Genomic DNA, 18,138 nt, shown 5'->3' on the forward strand with positions numbered 1-18,138 from the left:
GTTGGGGGGGGGGGGCGGGTGTAAGGGTCGGGCCGGTTGCGGCCGCGGGGGGGGGGGGGGGGCCCCCGGGGCCCCGGGGGGGGGGGGGGGGCCGCCCGGGGGGGGGGGGGGGGGGGGGGGGGGGGGCCCCCCCGCGGGGGGGGGGGCCCCCCCCGTGGGGGGGGGGCCCCCGGCCCTGTGGTGTGAGCTACCGCGCGCTGCGCGGCGGCGACGCCTGGACGATCAGGCGCCGACCTGCACCGACTGGCGGCGCTTGGCCACGAGCACTGCACCGGCGCCCGCGAGGACGAGCGCGCCGGCGCCGGCCGCGAGGCCCGCACCGTCGAAGCCGGTCTCGGCCAGGCCGTTGTCGGCGTCCGCGGCCTTGGCGGCGGCGGTGCCCTGGGCGGCGACGGCGAGCGACTGGGTGCTGACGGCCTGGCCGTCGACCGTCGCGACGGCGTCGTAGGTGCCGGCCTGGCTCAGCGTGACCGAGAAGGTGACGTCACCGTTGGCACCGGCGACCTTGGTGGCCGTGGCGGTGCCGGCGATCTGGATGGCGCTGTTCGGCAGCGACGCGGGCGTCGAGGTGACGGTGAGCAGGACCGTCTTGCCGGCGATGGCGGGGTTGCCGTTCACCGCGAAGGTGATCGGGGTGCCGGCAACCGGCGTCGGGTCGGACACCGAGGACGCGAAGCCGGGGGCGTCGTACGCCATGGCAGCGGTCGGGGCGAGGACGAGAGCGGCCGCGGCGGCGGCGACGAGAGCGGTACGACGGGTCACGATTCTTCTCCCAGGAGTGAGGCGAGGCTGTTTGCTCGACACCCCACCTATCGGCCGGTCGCCCCGGGTGATGAGCAACCCGTGGGCCCCGTCCTGACATCTCCGGTGGCCATCGGGGTCGTCCGCACGACGGCGTCGCCGGTCTGGCCCGGCCCGGTGACGACGTCGAGGTCGATCCGCACCGACTCGCCCGGCTTCAGCTGCACCGTCTTGCCGACGACGGCGAGGCCGTCATGGGTCTGGGCGAACACGCCGGGATCGGCTCCGGTCACCCGGACCGACTCGACGCTGCCGCCGGACGGCGCGTAGACGAGCACGTTGGTGCGCAGCTCGCCGGCGGGCAGCAGGGTCCCGGTGAGGTACGGCGGGAGGTCGGCGGCGTCGGCCGGGGCGGTCGAGGTGAGGGTCACGGACGCGGTGAGCGCCTGGGCGCCGTCGGCGGTGCAGCCGGTCGACGTCACCGTGACGTCGCGGCGCAGGTAGTAGCCCATCTTCGCGGCGCTGCCGTCGTTGAGGTACACGCCGAGCACGGGCGAGTCCCCCCGGACGCCCACCAGCTCCCCGCTCACGGCCGTGCCGGACAGCAGACTCTGCTCCTGCGGGTGCGCGGACCACACCATGAGCCGTCCCTCACCGGCGCTGCGCGCGAGCGCCTCCACCGCGGCCGCAGGCTCTCCCTGGCCGGAGACGAGGGCGTGGAAGACGGCGTCGGACGTCACGCCGAAGAAGGCGTCCTGCGCCGCCGGCGCCAGCTCGAGGTACACGGTGTTGAGCAGCAGCGCGACAGCGTTGTCGGCGGTCAGCGACCGACCGCCGGGCAGAGCGACGGGGCCGGTGGCCCCGAGCACGTGGGCGAGCGCGCCGGGGTCGATCGACAGCACGCCGTCGACCGTGCCGCCGACCTCCTGCTGCCAGATCGCTCGGGCGAGCTCGCCCGAGCGCGGGAAGTCCGGGGTGAAGGTGACGTCGCGCATGTCGGCGGACAGGTCGGGGCCGAACAGCGCCTCCTCCTGAGCGGTGAGGGGCAGCACGGGCGCCGCGAGGTTGCCCAGGGAGCCGCCGGGGCGCTGGTCGACGGTCTCGACCCGGCCGTCGGCCGCGCGCAGCAGCACGACCGACCCCGGGATCCCCCCGGTCGCGCGGGGCTCGGCGTTGTTCTGCACCAGCAGCAGGTACTGCCGCGGACCGTCGGCGCCGAGCATGGGCGGCAGCAGCTGCACCGCCCGAGCGGCCGTCGCCGTGGTCGCGGCGACGTCGGCGAGCTGTGCGTCCAGCCGGCCGAGCTGGGCCGCGAAGGGCCCGACGACGGCGTCGGCGTCGACGCCGCGCAGCGTGGTCAGCGCGTCGTGGACCGCGGCGTCGGCGGCCACCACGCCGGGGGCGGCGGCGGTCAGCGGAGCCAGGTCGATGCGCCCGTCCACCGGCGCGAGGGCGGCGGGGTCGGCCAGCGCCGTGGCGTCCATCAAGGCCGGCAGCGCCTGCGTGGTCAGCGCGCCCACGACCTCGCTGACGGTCTGGACGGCACCGACCGTGGGCCCGATCCCGGGCACCGCGCCGACGAGCGTCCAGTGCGGGCCGTGCGTGCGGTCGTGCGCCGTCGCGGCATGCGCCTGCAGGTCGGCGAGAGTCGCCTCGGCTCCCGGCCGGTCACCGGCGAGCACCTGGGTCCGCAGGGCCGTGACCTCGCCGGCGGCAGCGGTCAGGGCGTCGCGGGCGCGCAGCGCGTCGAGCGCGAGCCAGCCGATCCAGGCCACCACCAGCAGGGTCACCACCGCGACGGCGCCCAGTGCCCGACGACGCCAGGTCGCGCGTCCGGGTCGCCGGGAGCGCCGGGAGCGCCGGGACCGGCGGGGGGCGTCGGACGGGCGGGGTCGCCGCGGGCCGGGGGCGGGCGCAACCACGGTGTCGAGCTCGGGCGCGGGTGCGTCGGGCTGGGGCGCGGGCGTGGGCACGGTGGGGAGACCCGGCGCACCGGCGGCGGCCGGCGCACCCGGTGCGCGCCCCGCGCCCCGCGCACCGGCCGCACCGGCCGCACCGGGCGCACCGGGTGCGGCCGCCGACGCCGCACCGCACGTCGCGCCCCGTGGGGAGGGCACGTCGCCGGCGAGCGTGGGGACGCGCTCGGGATGGGTCACCTGCATGGCCGGACGCACCTCTCCTGGCGGGACGGACGGGGTCGACCTGGTCGGGGTTGGTGCCCGTGCCCGGGCCGGGACACACTGACGCCAGGGACCGCTCGCGGTGCCACCACCCGACCGACGACCGACCTCGAGGAGCTCGACGCGTGCCTGCGCAGAACGCCGTCACCCCGGAGCGACCCTTCACCGTCCTGGCGGTGTGCACCGGCAACATCTGCCGGTCGCCCGCGGTCGAGCGCCTGCTGGCGACCGAGCTGGGAGTCGACCACGCCGCGACGGCGAGCGACCGGTCGCAGGTCGTCGTGGCGAGCGCGGGCGTGGGCGCCGTCGTCGGGGCGCCCGTCCCGACGCAGATGGCGACGCTGGTCGAGGCCGCCGGGGCCTCCGTCGCGGGCTTCGCGGCCCGCCAGCTCACCGAGGCGATCCTCAAGGAGTCCGACCTGGTGCTGGCGTTGACCAAGGCGCACCGGTCGAGGATCGTGGCCATGCACCCGGGCGCCGTCCGCCGCACCTTCACGCTGCGCGAGCTCGCGCGCCTGGCCGCCGGGATCGACCCGGCCGCACTGCCCGAGGGCTCCACGGCGGAGCGTCTGGCGGCGCTCATCCCGCTCGCGGCGGCGCAGCGCGGCATGCAGGCCGGCGTGACCGGCAGCGACGACGTCGTCGACCCGTGGGGCCACAGCGACGACGTGTTCGCGCAGTCCTTCGCCGAGCTGCAGCCCGCCGTCGCGACCATCGCGCGCGTCGTCGGCACCCGCCCGCACGCGCGCGAGTGAGACGTTCCGGGCCGTTCGCGCGCGGCGAAGGGTCCGGAACGTCTCACTCGGCGGGGTGGGCGGGGTGGGCAGCGGCGCCGGGCGGGGCAGGATGGGCGGGGTGAGCGGGGCGCCGGGACGGCCGGGGCGGGGACGGGAGGGGATGGTCGCCCGACCTCAGATCGCCAGGACCGACAGCTTGCCCGGCCCGTAGCCCTTGACGTCGACGTCGAGGTCGATGCGGCGCACGTACGCCAGCACCCACTGCGCGACGTCGGCCGGCAGGCTCTCGCCGGGCCCGTAGCAGGCGTCGAGCTTGACGTGCGGGGCGCCCTCGGCGTTGAACAGCGACGCCATCACGTTGAGGATCTCGTAGGCGTTCTCGTACAGCGCCGGGGACAGCTGCCCCTCCTCGATGGCGACCTCCGCACCGCCGGCCGGCATCAGGGCGATCGCCGCCCCGGCCCGCGCGGCGAGCGGCAGGTCGGTGAGCACGAGGGCGCGCAGGCCCAGGTGACGGTCCACGTAGATGCCGACCTGCGCGCCGTCGCCGGCGTGCGGGTCGACCATGGCGCCCCCGGTGGTCACGTCGACGTCGCGACCGAGCATGCCCTCGAGCAGGTCGCGGACGTCCTTCGCGGACGGCAGCGGCGTGATCTCGGTCGTCGTGGCGCTCATGCCAGCACCGGCTCGATGACCTCGCGGAAGGACTCCGCGGTGAACGGCTTGGCCACCAGGAACAGCGCCCCGGCTGCGTCGGCCTGCTCGCGCATCTCGGGCGAGCCCTCCGACGTCACGAAGCCGAACGGCACGTCGTCACCGGCTGCACGCAGCGCGCGCAGCAGGTCGATCCCCGTCATGTTCGGCATGTTCCAGTCCGACAGCACCAGGTCGGGCTGCTCCGCGCGGGCGATCTGGAACGCCTCCGCGCCGTCGACCGCCTCGGTGATGTCCCAGTCGTACCCGGCCTGCCGCAGCGTGCGCACCACGATCTGGCGCATCACCCGGCTGTCGTCCGCGACCACTACTCGCAGCATGGTCCTCTCCTCCCACTCGTTGTCGTCGTGCTGGGTCGTTCGATGTCCTGCGACGGCACGGTCGTGCCGTCAGATCTGCCACACGGTGATGTCGAGCGGCTGCCCGCGCCACATCAGCGCGACCGCGTCGACCTGGGTCGCCCCGGACAGGTCCGGCCGCTCGCGGCCGACCTGCGGCAGCGTGAGCGTGCCCTGCACCGGCAGCAGCGCCTTGAGGTTGCCGCCGACGACGTTGGCGACCTCGCCGAACGCGTCGACCAGGTCCGCCTCGCCGACCGGCTCGTCGGCGCCCATCTGCAGCAGCGCCCGCGCCAGGTCGTGCGCGGTGGCGACGTCGGTGGCGAGCAGCGCGCGCCCGGTGACGCCGGCGTGCATGTCGACCCACGCGTACACCGGGTCGGTGAGCGGGGCGCCGTCGGGCAGCGCGACCAGGTGACCCGGCTCGCCGTCGATCATGGCGGCGAAGACCTCCTCGGCGATCGCCGAGATCTGGGTGTCGAAGGGCGTCAGGGTGCTCATACCGGCTCCTCAATAAGGTCCGCCTGCGGCACGAGCCCGAGCAGCTCGAGCTTGTCGCGGATCGCGTCGGGGGTGAAGGGCTTGATCAGGTACTCGTGGGCACCGGCCGCGAGCGCCCGCACGATCTGGCCGTGCTCGCTCTCCGTGGTGACCATCATCATCGTCATGTCGCGCCAGGCCCGGTTCGCCCGGACGGCGACGACGAACTCCAGGCCGTTCATGACCGGCATGTTCCAGTCGATGCACGCCAGGTCGAAGGTCTCCCCCGCCTCGAGCAGGTCCAGGGCCTGACGCCCGTCCCCCGCCTCGGCCGTCTCGTACCCGATCCCGGCGAGGATCCCCGAGACGATGCGTCGCATCGCCCGGGAGTCGTCGATGACAAGTGCTCTCATGCTGCCCTCCGGGCGTTGAGTCGGTAGACGGAGCTGCGGCCGACCGGGATCCGCTCCCAGCCGTCGTCGATGCCGATGGTGGTCTCGGCGGCGCCGAGGAACAGGAAGCCACCGGGGCGCACGACGCCCCGGACGCGGCGCAGCACGTCGCGCTTGGTGGCCAGGTCGAAGTAGATGAGCACGTTGCGCAGGAAGACCACGTCGTACGGGCCACCCACGGGCGGCGCGTGCAGCAGGTTGTTCTTCGAGAACGTGACCTGGGAGCGCAGCCGCTGGCTGATCTCCCAGTCCGTGCCCACCCGGGTGAAGTGCTTGACGAGCATCGGGGCGGGAAGCCCGCGGTTGACCTCGAGCTGGCTGTACCGGCCCGAGCGGCCGCGGGTGAGCACCTCCTCCGACAGGTCCGTCGCGGTGATCTGCACCCGCAGGTTCGGGGCGCTGTCCAGCAGCGACATGCCGATCGTGTACGCCTCCTGGCCGGTGGAGCAGGCCGCCGACCAGATCCGCAGCGACGACGTGCCGGGGCGGGCCCCGAGCAGCTCGGGCACGACGTGGTCGGTGAGCGCCTTGAAGGGGCTGACGTCGCGGAACCACGACGTCTCGTTCGTGGTCAGCGCCTCGACCACCCGGTCGTACTCGCGCTGCTGCGGGACACCGCGCAGGGCGCGGACGTAGGCGTCCACCGAGCCGGCCTTGGCGTCCCGGGCGAGCGGCAGCAGCCGGCTCTCCACGAGGTACTCCTTGCCGGCCTCCAGCTGGATCGCGCTGCGCTGGCGTACGAGGTCGGCGACGAAGGTGAACGTGTCGGGAGCGAGGGTCACAGGGCACCTCCGGGGGTGAGAGCGCCGATGCCGGCGATCGGGCCGCGCACGGCGTGCGCGACGGGACGGGAGACGGGGGTGCGGGCGCCGGCGTGGACGATGCCGACGACGGCGGACGCGACCTCGTCGAGCGGCAGCACGCGGTGCGCGAGGCCCGCGGTCGCGACGGCGCCGGGCATGCCCCACACCACGCTGGACGCCTCGTCCTGCGCGAGGACCTGACCGCCGGCGGCGAGGACGTCCTCGCAGCCGGCCCGGCCGTCGGTCCCCATCCCGGTCAGCACGACGGCGAGCAGGTCGCCGCCGTAGACCTGGACGGCGGAGCGGAAGAGCACGTCGACCGCGGGACGGCAGAAGTTCACCGGGGCGGTGCGGGTGAGCACCGTCCGGGCGCCGCTCGCGGCCTTGCGCAGCTCGAGGTGGTGGTCACCGGGGGCGACGTAGACGTGGCCGGGGCGCAGCTCCTCCTCGCCGGCGGACTCCAGGACGGTCGCGCCGCCGAGGCGGTCCAGCCGGGCCGCGAGCTGACGGGTGAACACCGGCGGCATGTGCTGGACCAGGACGACCGGGACCGGCAGGGCCGCCCCGATCGCGGTGAAGACGCGGGACAGCGCCTCCGGGCCACCGGTCGAGGAGCCGATGATCACGGCGCGGACCGGCCGGGTCACCTCGGGGGCCGGCGCGAGCCGGACGGTGCGCGACGGCGCCGCGGAACGCGGGCTGGTCAGCGCGGCGCGCCCCGGTGCCGCTGCGGCCCCGGTGGTGCGGGCCGGTCCCGTGAGGTGGCCACGGTGCGGGACGAGCGCCTTGATCTTCGGCACGAGTTGCTCGGCGACGCTCGCGAGGGACTCCTGCACGCTGCCGACGTTGGCCGGCTTGGTGACGTAGTCCGTCGCCCCCGCCGACAGCGCGTCCAGGGTCGCGGACGCGCCCCGCTCGGTCAGCGTGGAGAACATGATGATCGGGACGCGCGAGCCGGATCGGCGCAGCGTGCGGACCGCCTCGATGCCGTCCATGACGGGCATCTCGATGTCCATCGTGATGAGGTCCGGCGCGAGCTGCTCGACCTTCGACTGCGCGATCTGCCCGTTCGCGGCGGTGCCGACCACGTCGATCGCGGGGTCCACGGCGAGCGCGTCGGCGACGAGCCGCCGGACGACGACGGAGTCGTCCACCACCAGAACCCGGATCCGGGACACAGGGCGCTCCGTTCGCTCGATCGGTGCCGGGTCCGTCCCGGCGTCATCTGCTCATCGGCTGCGGACGGGGGGTTGTGAGCCGTGCGGGACGCCGGCCGCAGCGCTCGCGGGAGGCATCGGGCGTCGCCGCCGTCGGGCATCGCCGTCGCCGGACGTCGTCGTCGGCGGGCAGCGGGCAGCGGGCAGCGGGCAGCGGGCAGCGGGCAGCGGGCAGCGCGATGCCCCGCACCCCTCGGGGGGTGCGGGGCATCGGGGGCGGTGATCAGTAGGTGAAGCGGCCCACCCGCTCGCGCAGGTCGGCCGACATCCGCGCCAGCTCGTCGACGGAGATGCCCATCTGCCCGACGACGTCGGACGAGGACGCCGCGGCGCTGGCCACACCGGTGATGTTGACCGCGATCTCGCCGGACCCGGTCGCCGCCTCGGTGACCGAGCGCGACATCTCGTTGGTCGTCGCGGTCTGCTCCTCGACCGCGGACGCGATGGTCAGCTGGTAGTCGTTGATCGACGCGATGATGCCGCTGATCTCGTCGATCGCGCCCACCGCCGACGACGTCTGGGCCTGGTTGGCGGCGATCCGCTGGGCGATGTCCTCCGCGGCGCGGGCGGACTCCTGGGCGAGCTCCTTGACCTCGCCGGCCACGACCGCGAAGCCCTTGCCGGCCTCCCCGGCGCGGGCGGCCTCGATCGTCGCGTTCAGGGCGAGCAGGTTCGTCTGCTCCGCGATCGAGGTGATGACCTTGACGACGTTGCCGATCTCCTTGGAGGACTCCCCCAGCCCGGACACGGTCGCCGCCGTGGACTGCGCGTGCGCGACGGCTTGGCTCGACGCCTTCGCCGCCTCGTTGGCGTTCTGGGCGATCTCGCGGATCGAGGCGCCCATCTGCTCGGCGCCGGCGGCCACCGTCTGGACGTTGCGTGACACCTGCTCGGCGGCCGCGGCCACCACGCCGGCCTGGACGCTGGACGCCTCGGACCCGGCGGCCACCTGCGTGTTCGCCGCGGACAGCTCCTCGGCGGCCGCGGCCACGGTCTGCGCCGTCTCGGCGACCCCGGACAGGGTCTCGCGCAGCGAGGACTGGGCGGCGGTCAGGGCCGCGGCCATGGCGCCGATCTCGTCGCGCGAGGTGACGCCGGCCGGGACGGTCAGGTCGCCGCCGGCCATGGCCTCCAGCGACGTGCGGACCGAGGTGACCGACCCGCGGATGCCCTGGGCGATGGCGTAGCCGAGCGCGACCACGGCCACGAGCGCCACGGCGAGGGTGAGGAGCAGGGTCCGCTGGGCGCTGGCGGCCTCGGCCGCGGCCTCGTCGGAGATGTTGTCGACGTAGGCGGTGACCTCGGCCTCCACGGCATCGAGGGGCTCGAGGTAGGCGTCGATGAGCGGCTGGCTCACTTCGTCCAGGACCGCGTCGTAGCTGCCGTCGTTGGCCAGCGCGGCCGGCACCAGCTGCGCGTCACGCGCCTCGAGCCACGCGGCGTACGCCTCGCGGAAGGTCGCCCAGCTGGGCGCGTCGTCGCCGCCGGCGGCCTCGAACGCCTCGGCGGCGGCCTCGAGCTCGGCGTCGTTCGACTCCTGCTTGTCCAGCCACACCTGGGTCAGCTCGGGCGACCGGACGGCGCCGAGCTGGGCGACGATGAGCCGGGCCTTGAGCTGGTCCTGGTGCACGACGCCGCGCTGGGCGACCACGGTGCGCTGGATGGTGGCGAGGGACTCGGTGTCCCCGGCGAGCTCACCGAGCGCGCGGAAGGCCATCGCCCCGGTCCCGCCGGCCACGACGGCGAGCACGCCGATGGCGGTGAGGATCCGGGTGCGCACCGACCGGTCGGTGAACCAGGTGAACGCGCCGCGCGGGCGGGCGTCCGAGGGTGCGGAGGCACCCTGCGCGGGGCGGGGGACGGACATGTCGACTCCTGAGTGTGCGGGCCGCGTCATCGGCGATGGCGAGAAGGGTGGTGATCTCGCCCTCTCATCGGTCGCCCGCGGCCCGCACTGAGGAGTCGACTTGACATCGCGCCGTGCTTGTGTGCAACGGATGCCGCGGGCAACCATCCGGGGTGAGAGCCCCGGGCCCGGCCCAGACGCACCGAGGCCCCGCACCCTGGACGTGGGTGCGGGGCATCGGTACGGCCCACCGTGCCGGTGGTCCGTGCTGGTCGGACGGCGATCCGGCCCGCCGGCAGTCGGTCGGCAGTCGGTCGGCCGGCAGTCGGTCGGCGGGTCAGGCGGCGGTCGCGCGCCCGACGTCCAGGGCGAGCAGCAGGCCCTGGTCCAGCTTGTACGCGCCGAGGATGACCTCGCGCAGCGCCGTCGGCAGCGTGTCCGGCGGGGTCTCGAACTGGCTGTCCTCGACGTCGATGACGTCGCCGATCTCGTCGACCAGCAGGCTGATCGGCTCGCCGTCGACCTGGACGACGATCATCATCGGCTCCGCGTCGGCGCTGCGCGGGGTGATGCCCAGCTGGGTGCGCAGGTCGATGGTCATGACCACCTGCCCGCGCAGGTTCACCAGGCCGGCGATGCCCTTCGGGGCGAGCGGGACCGGCGTCCGGGTGTGGGCGCGCAGCGCCTCCTGGACCCGCAGGACGTCGACGCCGTACCGGGCGCCGTCGAGCGTGAAGGTGGCGAACTGGCGGCTCATGCGACGGCCTCCGCGAAGATGTGGAGCTGGGACAGGTGGGCGGTCGCCGTGCCCTCGGGGTCGCCCTCGAAGAACGACGGGTCGGCGGCCATGACGGCCTGCTTGACGTCGAGCAGCTCGGTGACCCGGTCCTTCAGGACGGTGGACCCGACCAGCCCGTGGTCGTCGATCTGGCTGTGCTGGCTGAAGTCGTCCTCGACGATGTCGACGATCTCCTGCACGACGATGGCGACGCTGCGCGCACCCCGCGTGTAGACGACCACCAGCAGCTCGGCCGGCGTCTGGTCGGAGAACCCGCCGAGCAGCCGCTCGAGCCGCACCAGCGGGACGATCGCGCCGCGGTACTGCACGACCTCGCGGCCACCGACGTGCTCGATGACCTCCTGGGGCAGGCGCTCGAGCCGGGTCACCGCGGACAGCGGGATCGCGACCCGGCGTCCACCGCCGATGCCGGCGACCAGCACCTGGTCGGCGTCCGCGGCCTTCGCGGCCTGGGCGGCCGACTGCTCCCAGTCGGTCTCCAGCGACTCCCCCGACAGCGTGCGGCGGGCGATCGCCTGCACGTCGAGGATGAGCGAGACCCGCCCGTCGCCGAGCAGGGTGGCGCCCGCGTAGGTGCCGATCGCCTTGAGCCGCGCGGAGAGCGGCTTGACGACGATCTCCTCGGTGTTCAGCACGCGGTCGACGACGAGCCCGAACCGCTGGGTGTCGGCCTGGAGCACCGCGATCACCGTGGGGGTGTCCGCGTCACGCTCGGCGCCGAACTCCAGCACGTCGCGCAGGGTCACCAGCGGCAGCAGGGTCCCGCGCAGGCGGTACACCGGGGCCGAGTTGACGTACTCGATGGCGCCGCCGGCCTTCTGGCCGTCCAGGGCCACCAGCTCCAGCAGGCTGACCTGCGGGATCGCGTACAGCTCGCCCGCGGACTCGACCGTCAGGGCGGGCATGATGGCGAGCGTCAGCGGGATCCGCAGGCGCCAGGTGGTGCCGCGCCCGACCACCGACTCGACCTCGACGGTGCCGCCGATGGCCTCGATCTTGGTCCGGACGACGTCCATCCCGACCCCGCGGCCGGACACGTTGGTGACGGCCTCGGCCGTGGAGAAGCCCGGCAGGAAGAGCATCTGCAGCAGGTCCTGCGCGCTCATCCCGGTGACCTGGTCGGCCGTGCGCAGGCCGCGCTCGACGGCCTTGGCCCCCACCTTCTCCGGGTCGATGCCCTTGCCGTCGTCGGTGACCTCGACGACGACCTGGCCCCCGGCGTGGTAGGCGCGCAGGGTGAGCAGGCCGGTGGGGACCTTGCCCGCGGCCTGCCGGACCTCGGCCGGCTCGATGCCGTGGTCGACCGCGTTGCGCACGAGGTGCGTCAACGGGTCCTTCACGGCCTCCAGCAGGGTGCGGTCGAGCTCGGTGTCGCCACCGATCATGTCCAGGCGGACCTGGCGGCCGCAGACGGCGGCGAGGTCGCGGACGATCCGCGGCATCTTGGACCACACGTGGTCGATGGGCTGCATGCGCGTCTTCATGACGCCCTCCTGCAGCTCGGACGCGATCAGGTTCAGGCGCTGCGCGGAGCGGACGAGGTCGAGGTCGACGTTGCCGTCCGCGAGCCGGCTGATCTGGTTGCGGGCCAGCACGAGCTCGCCGACCTGGCGCATCAGGGCGTCCAGCAGCTCGACGTCGACGCGGATCGACGTCTCGGACGCCGTGCGCAGGCCCGGGGTGTCCGAGCCCCCCTCGCCGGGACCGCCCTTGGCGGCCGACGGCGCAGCGGCGGGCTGCGGCGCGGGGGCGCTCTCGGCGGCGGGCGCCGGCTGCGGGACGGGCACGACGCCGGCGGGCGCCGGGCTGCCGGTGGGCGTGGCACGCGGACCGGTCGACTGGGCGACGGCGACGGCACCCGTGGCGGTCGGGGGCTGCGCCGCGGCGGACGTGGCGGACTTGGCGGCCTTGGCGGCCGACCGACGCCCCACCTTGCCGGCGCGGGCGGGCGCTGCCGCCTCGGCCACGGCGGCCGGGACCTCGGCCGGGACGGCGTCCGCGACCGGTGCCGCCTCGGCCGGGGCGACCTCCCCGACGGCGTCGGCAGCGGCCTGCTCGACGGCGGTCTGGGCGCGCCCCTCGAGGACGGCGTGGATGCGCTCGATGACGGCGTCGACGGCCACGTCGCCCTCGGCGCCCGAGCTCTCGATGCGGCCCAGGATGGCGCGCACGGTGTCGACCATGAGCAGCAGCACGTCGGTGGTCGGCTGGTCCATCGACCGCCGTCCGTCGCGCAGCTCGACCAGGAGGTTCTCGCCGGCGTGGGCGACCCGCTCCAGGAGGCCGAAGGCGAGGAAGCCGCTGGTGCCCTTGATCGTGTGGATGGTGCGGAACACGCTGCTGAGCAGCTCACGTGAGTCCGGCGCGCCCTCGAGCGCGACCAGGTCCTGGTCCAGCTGGTCGAGATTCTCGTAGCTCTCGACCAGGAACTCACGGACGATCTCGTCCATGTCTTCCACGACGTCTGCCTCCCTGTGCTGACCGTTGACTCTCGGTCTCATCGACACAGGCGGGGCGGACCTGAGGAGGAACGGTCGGGCGACGGACGGACCCGTCAGCGGGGCGGCAGGCCGCGCGTCGCCGGGCAGCCGGCGGGCGGACGGCGGACGAGCAGCGGGGAGGCGGTCAGCCGGTGCGGGGCGGGATGAGCCGCCGCAGGGCGTCCACCGCGTCGTCGTCGGCGGTGGACGCCTCGACGTTGGCCTGGGTGACCGCCTCGATCACCTCGGCGCGGTTGATGACCACGGAGCGCGGAGCGTCGATGCCCAGGCGCACGCCGTCGCTGCGCACCTCGAGGACGGTGAGGACGACGTCGTCCCCGATCATCAGTCGCTCCCCGACGCGACGGCTCAGCACCAGCATGGACCGACAGTACCCGCCGGGCGGCCACGGGCGCGGCGACCCGTCGCGGCGGACGCCCCGCGCGGGGCGGTGCTCAGTCCCAGCGCGCGCCGGTGTCCAGCCGCTCGCTGAGCACCGCCGCCCAGACCACGGGGGTGGCGGGCATCCCGTCGAGCCAACCGACCGGCAGCCCGAGGTCGAGCACGGTGCCGGGCTCCTCGGTCGCGTGGACCCAGGCCGCCGCGACCGCGTCGAAGGGGCGGGGGCCGGCGACGTCGTGCAGCCAGGCGCGCAGGTCGGAGGTCTTGCGGCGGGCGTCGACGACGGCCCACGACTGCTCGGGGGCGAGCTCGGCGAGCAGCTCGGCGGCCACGGCACGGTCCTCCGGCTCGGGGCCGACCCCGACCGCGACGATGCTGACCTGCTCGCCGGTGACGGCCTTGGCGCGGTGACGGGCGGCCGCCGCCGGGCTCAGCAGGCGCCGCCCGTGCCCCGCGACCGGCGCGATGGCCCCGGCCAGCGCGACGTCGCGGGGCTCGAGGTGCGCGCGCTGCGCGAGCTGGACCGCGATGGCGAGCGCCGCGGAGTCCTCCCCCACGACCGCGACCACGGCCCCGGGCGTGCGCACCGGGGCGGGCGGGCGCGGCAGGCCGGACAGCAGCGGGGACAGCGGCAGCGGCTCGTCCTGCGGGCCGTCGCCGACGACGGCGGCCGGCAGGCCCAGGGCGAGCAGGGCGCGCCGGTCCCCGCCGCCTGCTGCCGCGGGAGCATCGGGCGAGGCCGGCGACGGCGCGGCAGGGAGCGCGGCGGGCTCGCCCGCCGCCGGCTGCGCGGGTGACGGCGCGGGCGAGGGGGCCGGGGCCGGCGACGGCTCGGTGGCCGTCAGGGGTCCGAAGGCCGCCGCGGTCACCGTCGCTCCGTGCGGCGCGAACCGGGCGACCGGGTGCGCCGGCCGGGGCGGCGCGGCGGCGTCGTCGGCGGGGGCCGCGGGCGCAGAGACGCCGGCGGCGGGGGCCGGGGTGGGGCCGGCGGGCGCGGTGGGCGAGGCGGGCGTCGCCGGGTGCACGTCCGCCATGTCGTCGATGGAGGCGAGCAGGCTCGCGAACGTGTCGCCGTCCGTCGAGACGCGGGGTGCGCCGGGGACCGCAGCCGGGGAGGGCGCCGTCGTCGGACCGCCCGGTGCCGACCGCCGCACGGTCGCGCCGTCGCCGCCGTCACCCGCGTCCGCCGCGTCGAGCAGCGCCGACATGCCGACCGGCGCGGGCGCGGCAGCCGGCCGCCCACCGTGACCTGGACGACGGTCGGGGACCTCGACGGTGAGCTCGAACCGCTCCTTGGCGAAGAAGCCGGCGACGCCGCCGGTCCGCACCCGCTCGGCCTTGACGACCACGGCGTCCGAACCCATCTCCGCCCGGACGCGCTGCATCAGGGCGGGGAGGTCGTCCCCGTCAAGCAGCAACCGCCTGGGCATCACGCACCGTCCCCACCGTCTCGATCCGCAGACCCGACTCGGTCACCTCGTTGTACGACAGTACGGGCAGGTCCGGCGTCGCGAGCAGCACCAGCGCGCGCAGCGGGGCACGCAGCGCCGGGGCGCAGGCGAGCACGACCGGCATGCCCAGCCGCTCGGCGTTCTCCACGCCGACCCGCACCGACCCGAGCAGGGCGTCCACCCGGACGGGGTCGAGCATGATCTGCATGCCGCCCTCGGCCGGGCGCAGCGACTCGACCAGGGCCTGCTCGACCATCGGGTCCACGACCAGCACGCGGAGCACGCCGTCGACCCCGTAGGGCGCGGCGAGCGCGGGACCGAGCGCGCTGCGGGCCGACTCGACCAGGGCACCGACGTGCGTGCTGTCCTTGGCGCGCAGGGACAGCGCCTCGAAGATCCGGCCGAGGTCGCGGATGGGCACGCCCTCGTCGAGCAGGCCGTGCAGCACCCGCTGGACCTCGCCCAGGCTGAGCAGCCCGGGGACGAGCTCCTCCACGACCGAGGGATTGACCGCCTTGACGCCCTCGGTGAGCACGCGGACGTCCTCCCGGGTCAGCAGCCGGGACGCGTGCTTGGCGATGATCGAGCCGAGGTGGGTGATCAGCACGGACACCCGGTCGACGACGGTCGCGCCGGACATCTCCGCGGCGTGCCGCAGCTCGGCCGGGACCCACTTGCCGGCCAGCCCGAACACCGGCTCGTGGACGGCCTGGCCGGGAAGGGCGTCCAGCGCGTCACCCAACGCGAGCACGCGGCCGGGCGGGAGCTCGCCGCGACCCACCTCCACCCCGGAGATGCGCACGGCGTAGGTGCCCCGGGGCAGGTCGACGGAGTCCCGGGTCCGGACCGGCGGCACGACGACGCCGAGGTCGAACGCGATCTTGCGGCGCAGCCCGCGCACCCGGGAGAGCAGGTCGCCGTCGCCCCCGCCGACCAGGTCGACGAGGTCGGGCGCCAGCTGGATCTCCAGGGCGTGCACGCGCATCTGCTCGATGAGCGCCTCGGGGGTGTCAGCCGACGCCGGGGCTGCCCCCGGCTGGGCGGCCGCGGCGGCCCGGTCGGCCTCGGCCGCGGTGTCGCGGGCCTTGATCCGCTGCGCGGTGACCAGCAGCGTCGCGCCGACGAGGACGAACGGGATCTTGGGCAGACCGGGGATGAGCGCCATCGCGATCGCGGACGCGCCGGCGATCTGCAGCGCCTGCCGTGACTGGGTCAGCTGCGTGCTGGCGGCCGAGCCGAGGTCGGCGTCCGCGGTGGAGCGGGTGACGATGATGCCGCTGGAGACCGAGAGCAGCAGGGCGGGGATCTGGGTGACCAGGCCGTCGCCGATGGTCAGCAGGCTGAACCGCTCGACGGCCTCGACGGGCGCCATCCCCATCTGCACGACGCCGATGATGATGCCGCCGACCAGGTTGATGACCGTGATGATGATGCCGGCGATCGCGTCGCCCTTGACGAACTTCGACCCACCGTCCATCGCGCCGTAGAAGTCCGCCTCGCCCGCGACGTCGGCCCGGCGCTGGCGCGCGGTGTCCTCGTCGATGAGGCCGGAGTTCAGGTCGGCGTCGATGGCCATCTGCTTGCCGGGCATCGCGTCGAGGGTGAACCGGGCCCCGACCTCCGCGACGCGGCCGGCGCCGTTGGTGATGACGACGAACTGGATGACCACGAGGATCAGGAAGATGACCAGGCCGATGACCAGCGAGCCGCCCACCACGAAGTGGCCGAACGCGGCGATGACCTCGCCCGCGTAGCCGCCGCCGAGCACCAGACGGGTCGAGGCGACGTTGAGCCCGAGCCGGAACAGGGTCGCGATCAGCAGCAGCGACGGGAAGATCGAGAAGTCCAGCGGCCGCTTGACGTACATCGACGTCAGCAGGATCACCAGCGAGCCGACGATGTTGACCACGATCAGCATGTCCAGCAGGGCCGGCGGCAGGGGCACGACCAGCAGCATCACGATGCCGACGACGCCCGCCGGGACGGCGAGCCCGGCGATGTTCCGGTTCTTGGTCATGGGTTCCTCACGTCGGTGCGTCCGCGGTCGTGGCCGCTCGCCGGTCCCATCGGGCGCAACGTCCCCTTTGTGAGGGATGCCCCCGCCCCGGGTGTCACGGGTCTCCCGGTGCCCCGCGGCCTGCCGGCCCGTTCCCCACCCGGTCGAGTGCGACGTTGCGGACCCTTCACGCGCCCCGAACGGTCCAGAACGTCGCACTCGGCGAGCGCAAGGTGCCCAGTGCGACGTTGCGGACCGTTCGCGCGCCCGGAACGGTCCGCAACGTCGCACTCGGCCAGTGGGGGTCAGGCGGCGCGGGCGGGGCGGGGCGGAGCGGGGGTCTGCGGGACGCGGTGGGTGCCCTGCGCGGCGCCGCGGCGGCGCAGCGCCATGACGAACGCGAGCACCTTGGCGACCTGGGTGAACAGCTCGGCGGGGATCTCCTGGCCGAGCTCGCACGCCGCGTGCAGGGCCCGCGCCAGCGGGATGTCCTCCACGAGCGGCACGCGCTTGGCGTTCGCCTCGGCGCGGATGCGGGCGGCGACGTGACCGGCCCCCTTCGCGACGACGCGCGGCGCACCGGTGCCGGGCTCGTAGCGCAGCGCGACGGCGACGTGGGTGGGGTTGACCAGGACGACGTCGGCGTCGCCGATGGCGGCCATCATGCGGTTGCGGCTCATCGCGAGCTGCTTGGAGCGGATGGCACCCTTGAGCAGCGGGTCGCCCTCGCTGCTCTTGTTCTCGTCCTTGACCTCCTTGAGCGTCATCTTCGTCTTCTTGCGGTTCTGCTTGCTGACGAAGACGACGTCGACGACGGCGAGCGCGATGCCGGCCATGACGGCGGTGCGCATGAGCGAGGAGACGCCATCCTGCGCCACGTCCAGCACGGACTGCAGCGACAGCCCCCCGGAGGCCAGCAGCAACGGGGTGATCCCCTGCACCACGGTGGTCAGCACCGCGCCGATGACCGCCGTCTTGAGCAGCGACTTGCCGCCCTGCCACCACGACTGGACGCCGACCAGGCGCTTGACCCCGGCGAACACGTTGAACTGCTTGAACGTCGGCTTGAGCTTCTTGGTCGACACGTGCAGGCCGCCCTGGGCGGCCGACGCGACGACCGCGGCGACGACGACGACGGCGAGCATCGGCGCGAGCGTGCGCAGCACCGACCCCAGGCCCTGCCCGAGCAGCTCCAGCGCGACCGCCGGGTCGGGCTTCGCGACGACGTCGCGCACGGCCTCGAGCTGATCGACGGCGGCGTCCCGGCCCGCGGACAGCACGACCGTGAGCATGACGCCGGCGGCGCCCATGCCGAGCCATGCCGAGACGTCCTGCGAGCGCTGCAGCGACCCGTCCCGGCGCAGCTCGCGCATGCGCTTCGGGGTGGCCTTCTCGGTCTTGTCCTGACCGCCGCTCACGCCGTCACCTGCTCGCTGCGCTCGCAGCGCCTCCCCCGGCTCAGCGCCCGCGGCTCGCCGGCGGTGCCCTGCTCGCTGCGCTCG

At 74.8% G+C, this 18,138-nt stretch carries 16 protein-coding genes; 1 reads left to right on the forward strand and 15 read right to left on the reverse strand.

The window, feature by feature from the left end; genetic code table 11:
* Positions 1–222: 222 nt before the first annotated feature.
* Positions 223–762 carry a peptidase gene (locus Q0840_RS18545; RefSeq protein ID WP_298462483.1) on the reverse strand — a complete coding sequence of 180 codons (540 nt, stop codon included), beginning with the start codon at positions 760–762 and terminating at the stop codon, positions 223–225.
* Between the two features lie 47 nt (positions 763–809).
* Positions 810–2,531 carry a DUF4012 domain-containing protein gene (locus Q0840_RS18550; RefSeq protein ID WP_298462485.1) on the reverse strand — a complete coding sequence of 574 codons (1,722 nt, stop codon included), beginning with the start codon at positions 2,529–2,531 and terminating at the stop codon, positions 810–812.
* Positions 2,532–3,046: 515 nt separating this feature from the next.
* Here Q0840_RS18550 and Q0840_RS18555 point away from each other — a divergent pair.
* Positions 3,047–3,676 (forward strand): low molecular weight phosphatase family protein, encoded by a 630-nt coding sequence (locus Q0840_RS18555; protein ID WP_298462487.1) that lies wholly within the window; start codon positions 3,047–3,049, stop codon positions 3,674–3,676.
* A 156-nt stretch (positions 3,677–3,832) separates the two neighbouring features.
* On the opposite strand, the gene Q0840_RS18560 is transcribed toward Q0840_RS18555, so the two are convergent.
* The 13 genes from Q0840_RS18560 to Q0840_RS18620 all read right to left on the reverse strand — a co-directional run bounded on the left by Q0840_RS18560 (position 3,833) and on the right by Q0840_RS18620 (position 18,054).
* Positions 3,833–4,333: a hypothetical protein gene (locus Q0840_RS18560; protein ID WP_298462490.1), complete on the reverse strand. Its 501-nt coding sequence runs from the start codon at positions 4,331–4,333 to the stop codon at positions 3,833–3,835.
* Positions 4,330–4,692 (reverse strand): response regulator, encoded by a 363-nt coding sequence (locus tag Q0840_RS18565; protein WP_298462493.1) that lies wholly within the window; start codon positions 4,690–4,692, stop codon positions 4,330–4,332. Before Q0840_RS18565 ends, Q0840_RS18560 begins: the two co-directional genes overlap by 4 nt.
* A 69-nt stretch (positions 4,693–4,761) precedes the next feature.
* A complete protein-coding gene (locus Q0840_RS18570) occupies positions 4,762–5,211 on the reverse strand; it encodes a chemotaxis protein CheX (protein WP_298462496.1) in 450 nt (149 codons plus the stop codon).
* Positions 5,208–5,603, reverse strand: coding sequence for a response regulator (locus Q0840_RS18575; protein WP_298462499.1), 396 nt, complete (start codon positions 5,601–5,603; stop codon positions 5,208–5,210). Before Q0840_RS18575 ends, Q0840_RS18570 begins: the two co-directional genes overlap by 4 nt.
* Positions 5,600–6,424: a protein-glutamate O-methyltransferase CheR gene (locus tag Q0840_RS18580; RefSeq protein WP_298462502.1), complete on the reverse strand. Its 825-nt coding sequence runs from the start codon at positions 6,422–6,424 to the stop codon at positions 5,600–5,602. Before Q0840_RS18580 ends, Q0840_RS18575 begins: the two co-directional genes overlap by 4 nt.
* Complete coding sequence (locus Q0840_RS18585) at positions 6,421–7,623, reverse strand: chemotaxis response regulator protein-glutamate methylesterase (RefSeq protein WP_298462505.1); 1,203 nt, start codon at positions 7,621–7,623, stop codon at positions 6,421–6,423. Before Q0840_RS18585 ends, Q0840_RS18580 begins: the two co-directional genes overlap by 4 nt.
* A 262-nt stretch (positions 7,624–7,885) precedes the next feature.
* The gene (locus Q0840_RS18590; RefSeq protein ID WP_298462508.1) at positions 7,886–9,529 is read right to left on the reverse strand and encodes a methyl-accepting chemotaxis protein; all 1,644 of its coding nucleotides are present in this window, start codon (positions 9,527–9,529) and stop codon (positions 7,886–7,888) included.
* A 316-nt stretch (positions 9,530–9,845) separates the two neighbouring features.
* Positions 9,846–10,265, reverse strand: a complete 420-nt coding sequence (locus Q0840_RS18595; protein ID WP_298462511.1) for a chemotaxis protein CheW — start codon at positions 10,263–10,265, stop codon at positions 9,846–9,848.
* Positions 10,262–12,757, reverse strand: a complete 2,496-nt coding sequence (locus tag Q0840_RS18600; RefSeq protein WP_298462514.1) for a chemotaxis protein CheA — start codon at positions 12,755–12,757, stop codon at positions 10,262–10,264. Before Q0840_RS18600 ends, Q0840_RS18595 begins: the two co-directional genes overlap by 4 nt.
* Positions 12,758–12,932: 175 nt before the next feature.
* On the reverse strand, positions 12,933–13,169 hold the full coding sequence (csrA, locus tag Q0840_RS18605; protein WP_298462517.1) for a carbon storage regulator CsrA: 237 nt from the start codon (positions 13,167–13,169) through the stop codon (positions 12,933–12,935).
* Positions 13,170–13,242: 73 nt separating this feature from the next.
* A complete protein-coding gene (locus tag Q0840_RS18610) occupies positions 13,243–14,619 on the reverse strand; it encodes a hypothetical protein (protein ID WP_298462519.1) in 1,377 nt (458 codons plus the stop codon).
* On the reverse strand, positions 14,597–16,657 hold the full coding sequence (locus tag Q0840_RS18615) for a flagellar biosynthesis protein FlhA (RefSeq protein ID WP_298462522.1): 2,061 nt from the start codon (positions 16,655–16,657) through the stop codon (positions 14,597–14,599). Before Q0840_RS18615 ends, Q0840_RS18610 begins: the two co-directional genes overlap by 23 nt.
* Before the next feature lie 284 nt (positions 16,658–16,941).
* On the reverse strand, positions 16,942–18,054 hold the full coding sequence (locus Q0840_RS18620; RefSeq protein WP_298462525.1) for a flagellar biosynthesis protein FlhB: 1,113 nt from the start codon (positions 18,052–18,054) through the stop codon (positions 16,942–16,944).
* Positions 18,055–18,138: the final 84 nt, after the last annotated feature.

Origin of the sequence: uncultured Cellulomonas sp. (genome assembly GCF_947494015.1) — a bacterium.
In the GTDB taxonomy this organism is placed as follows: domain Bacteria; phylum Actinomycetota; class Actinomycetes; order Actinomycetales; family Cellulomonadaceae; genus Pengzhenrongella.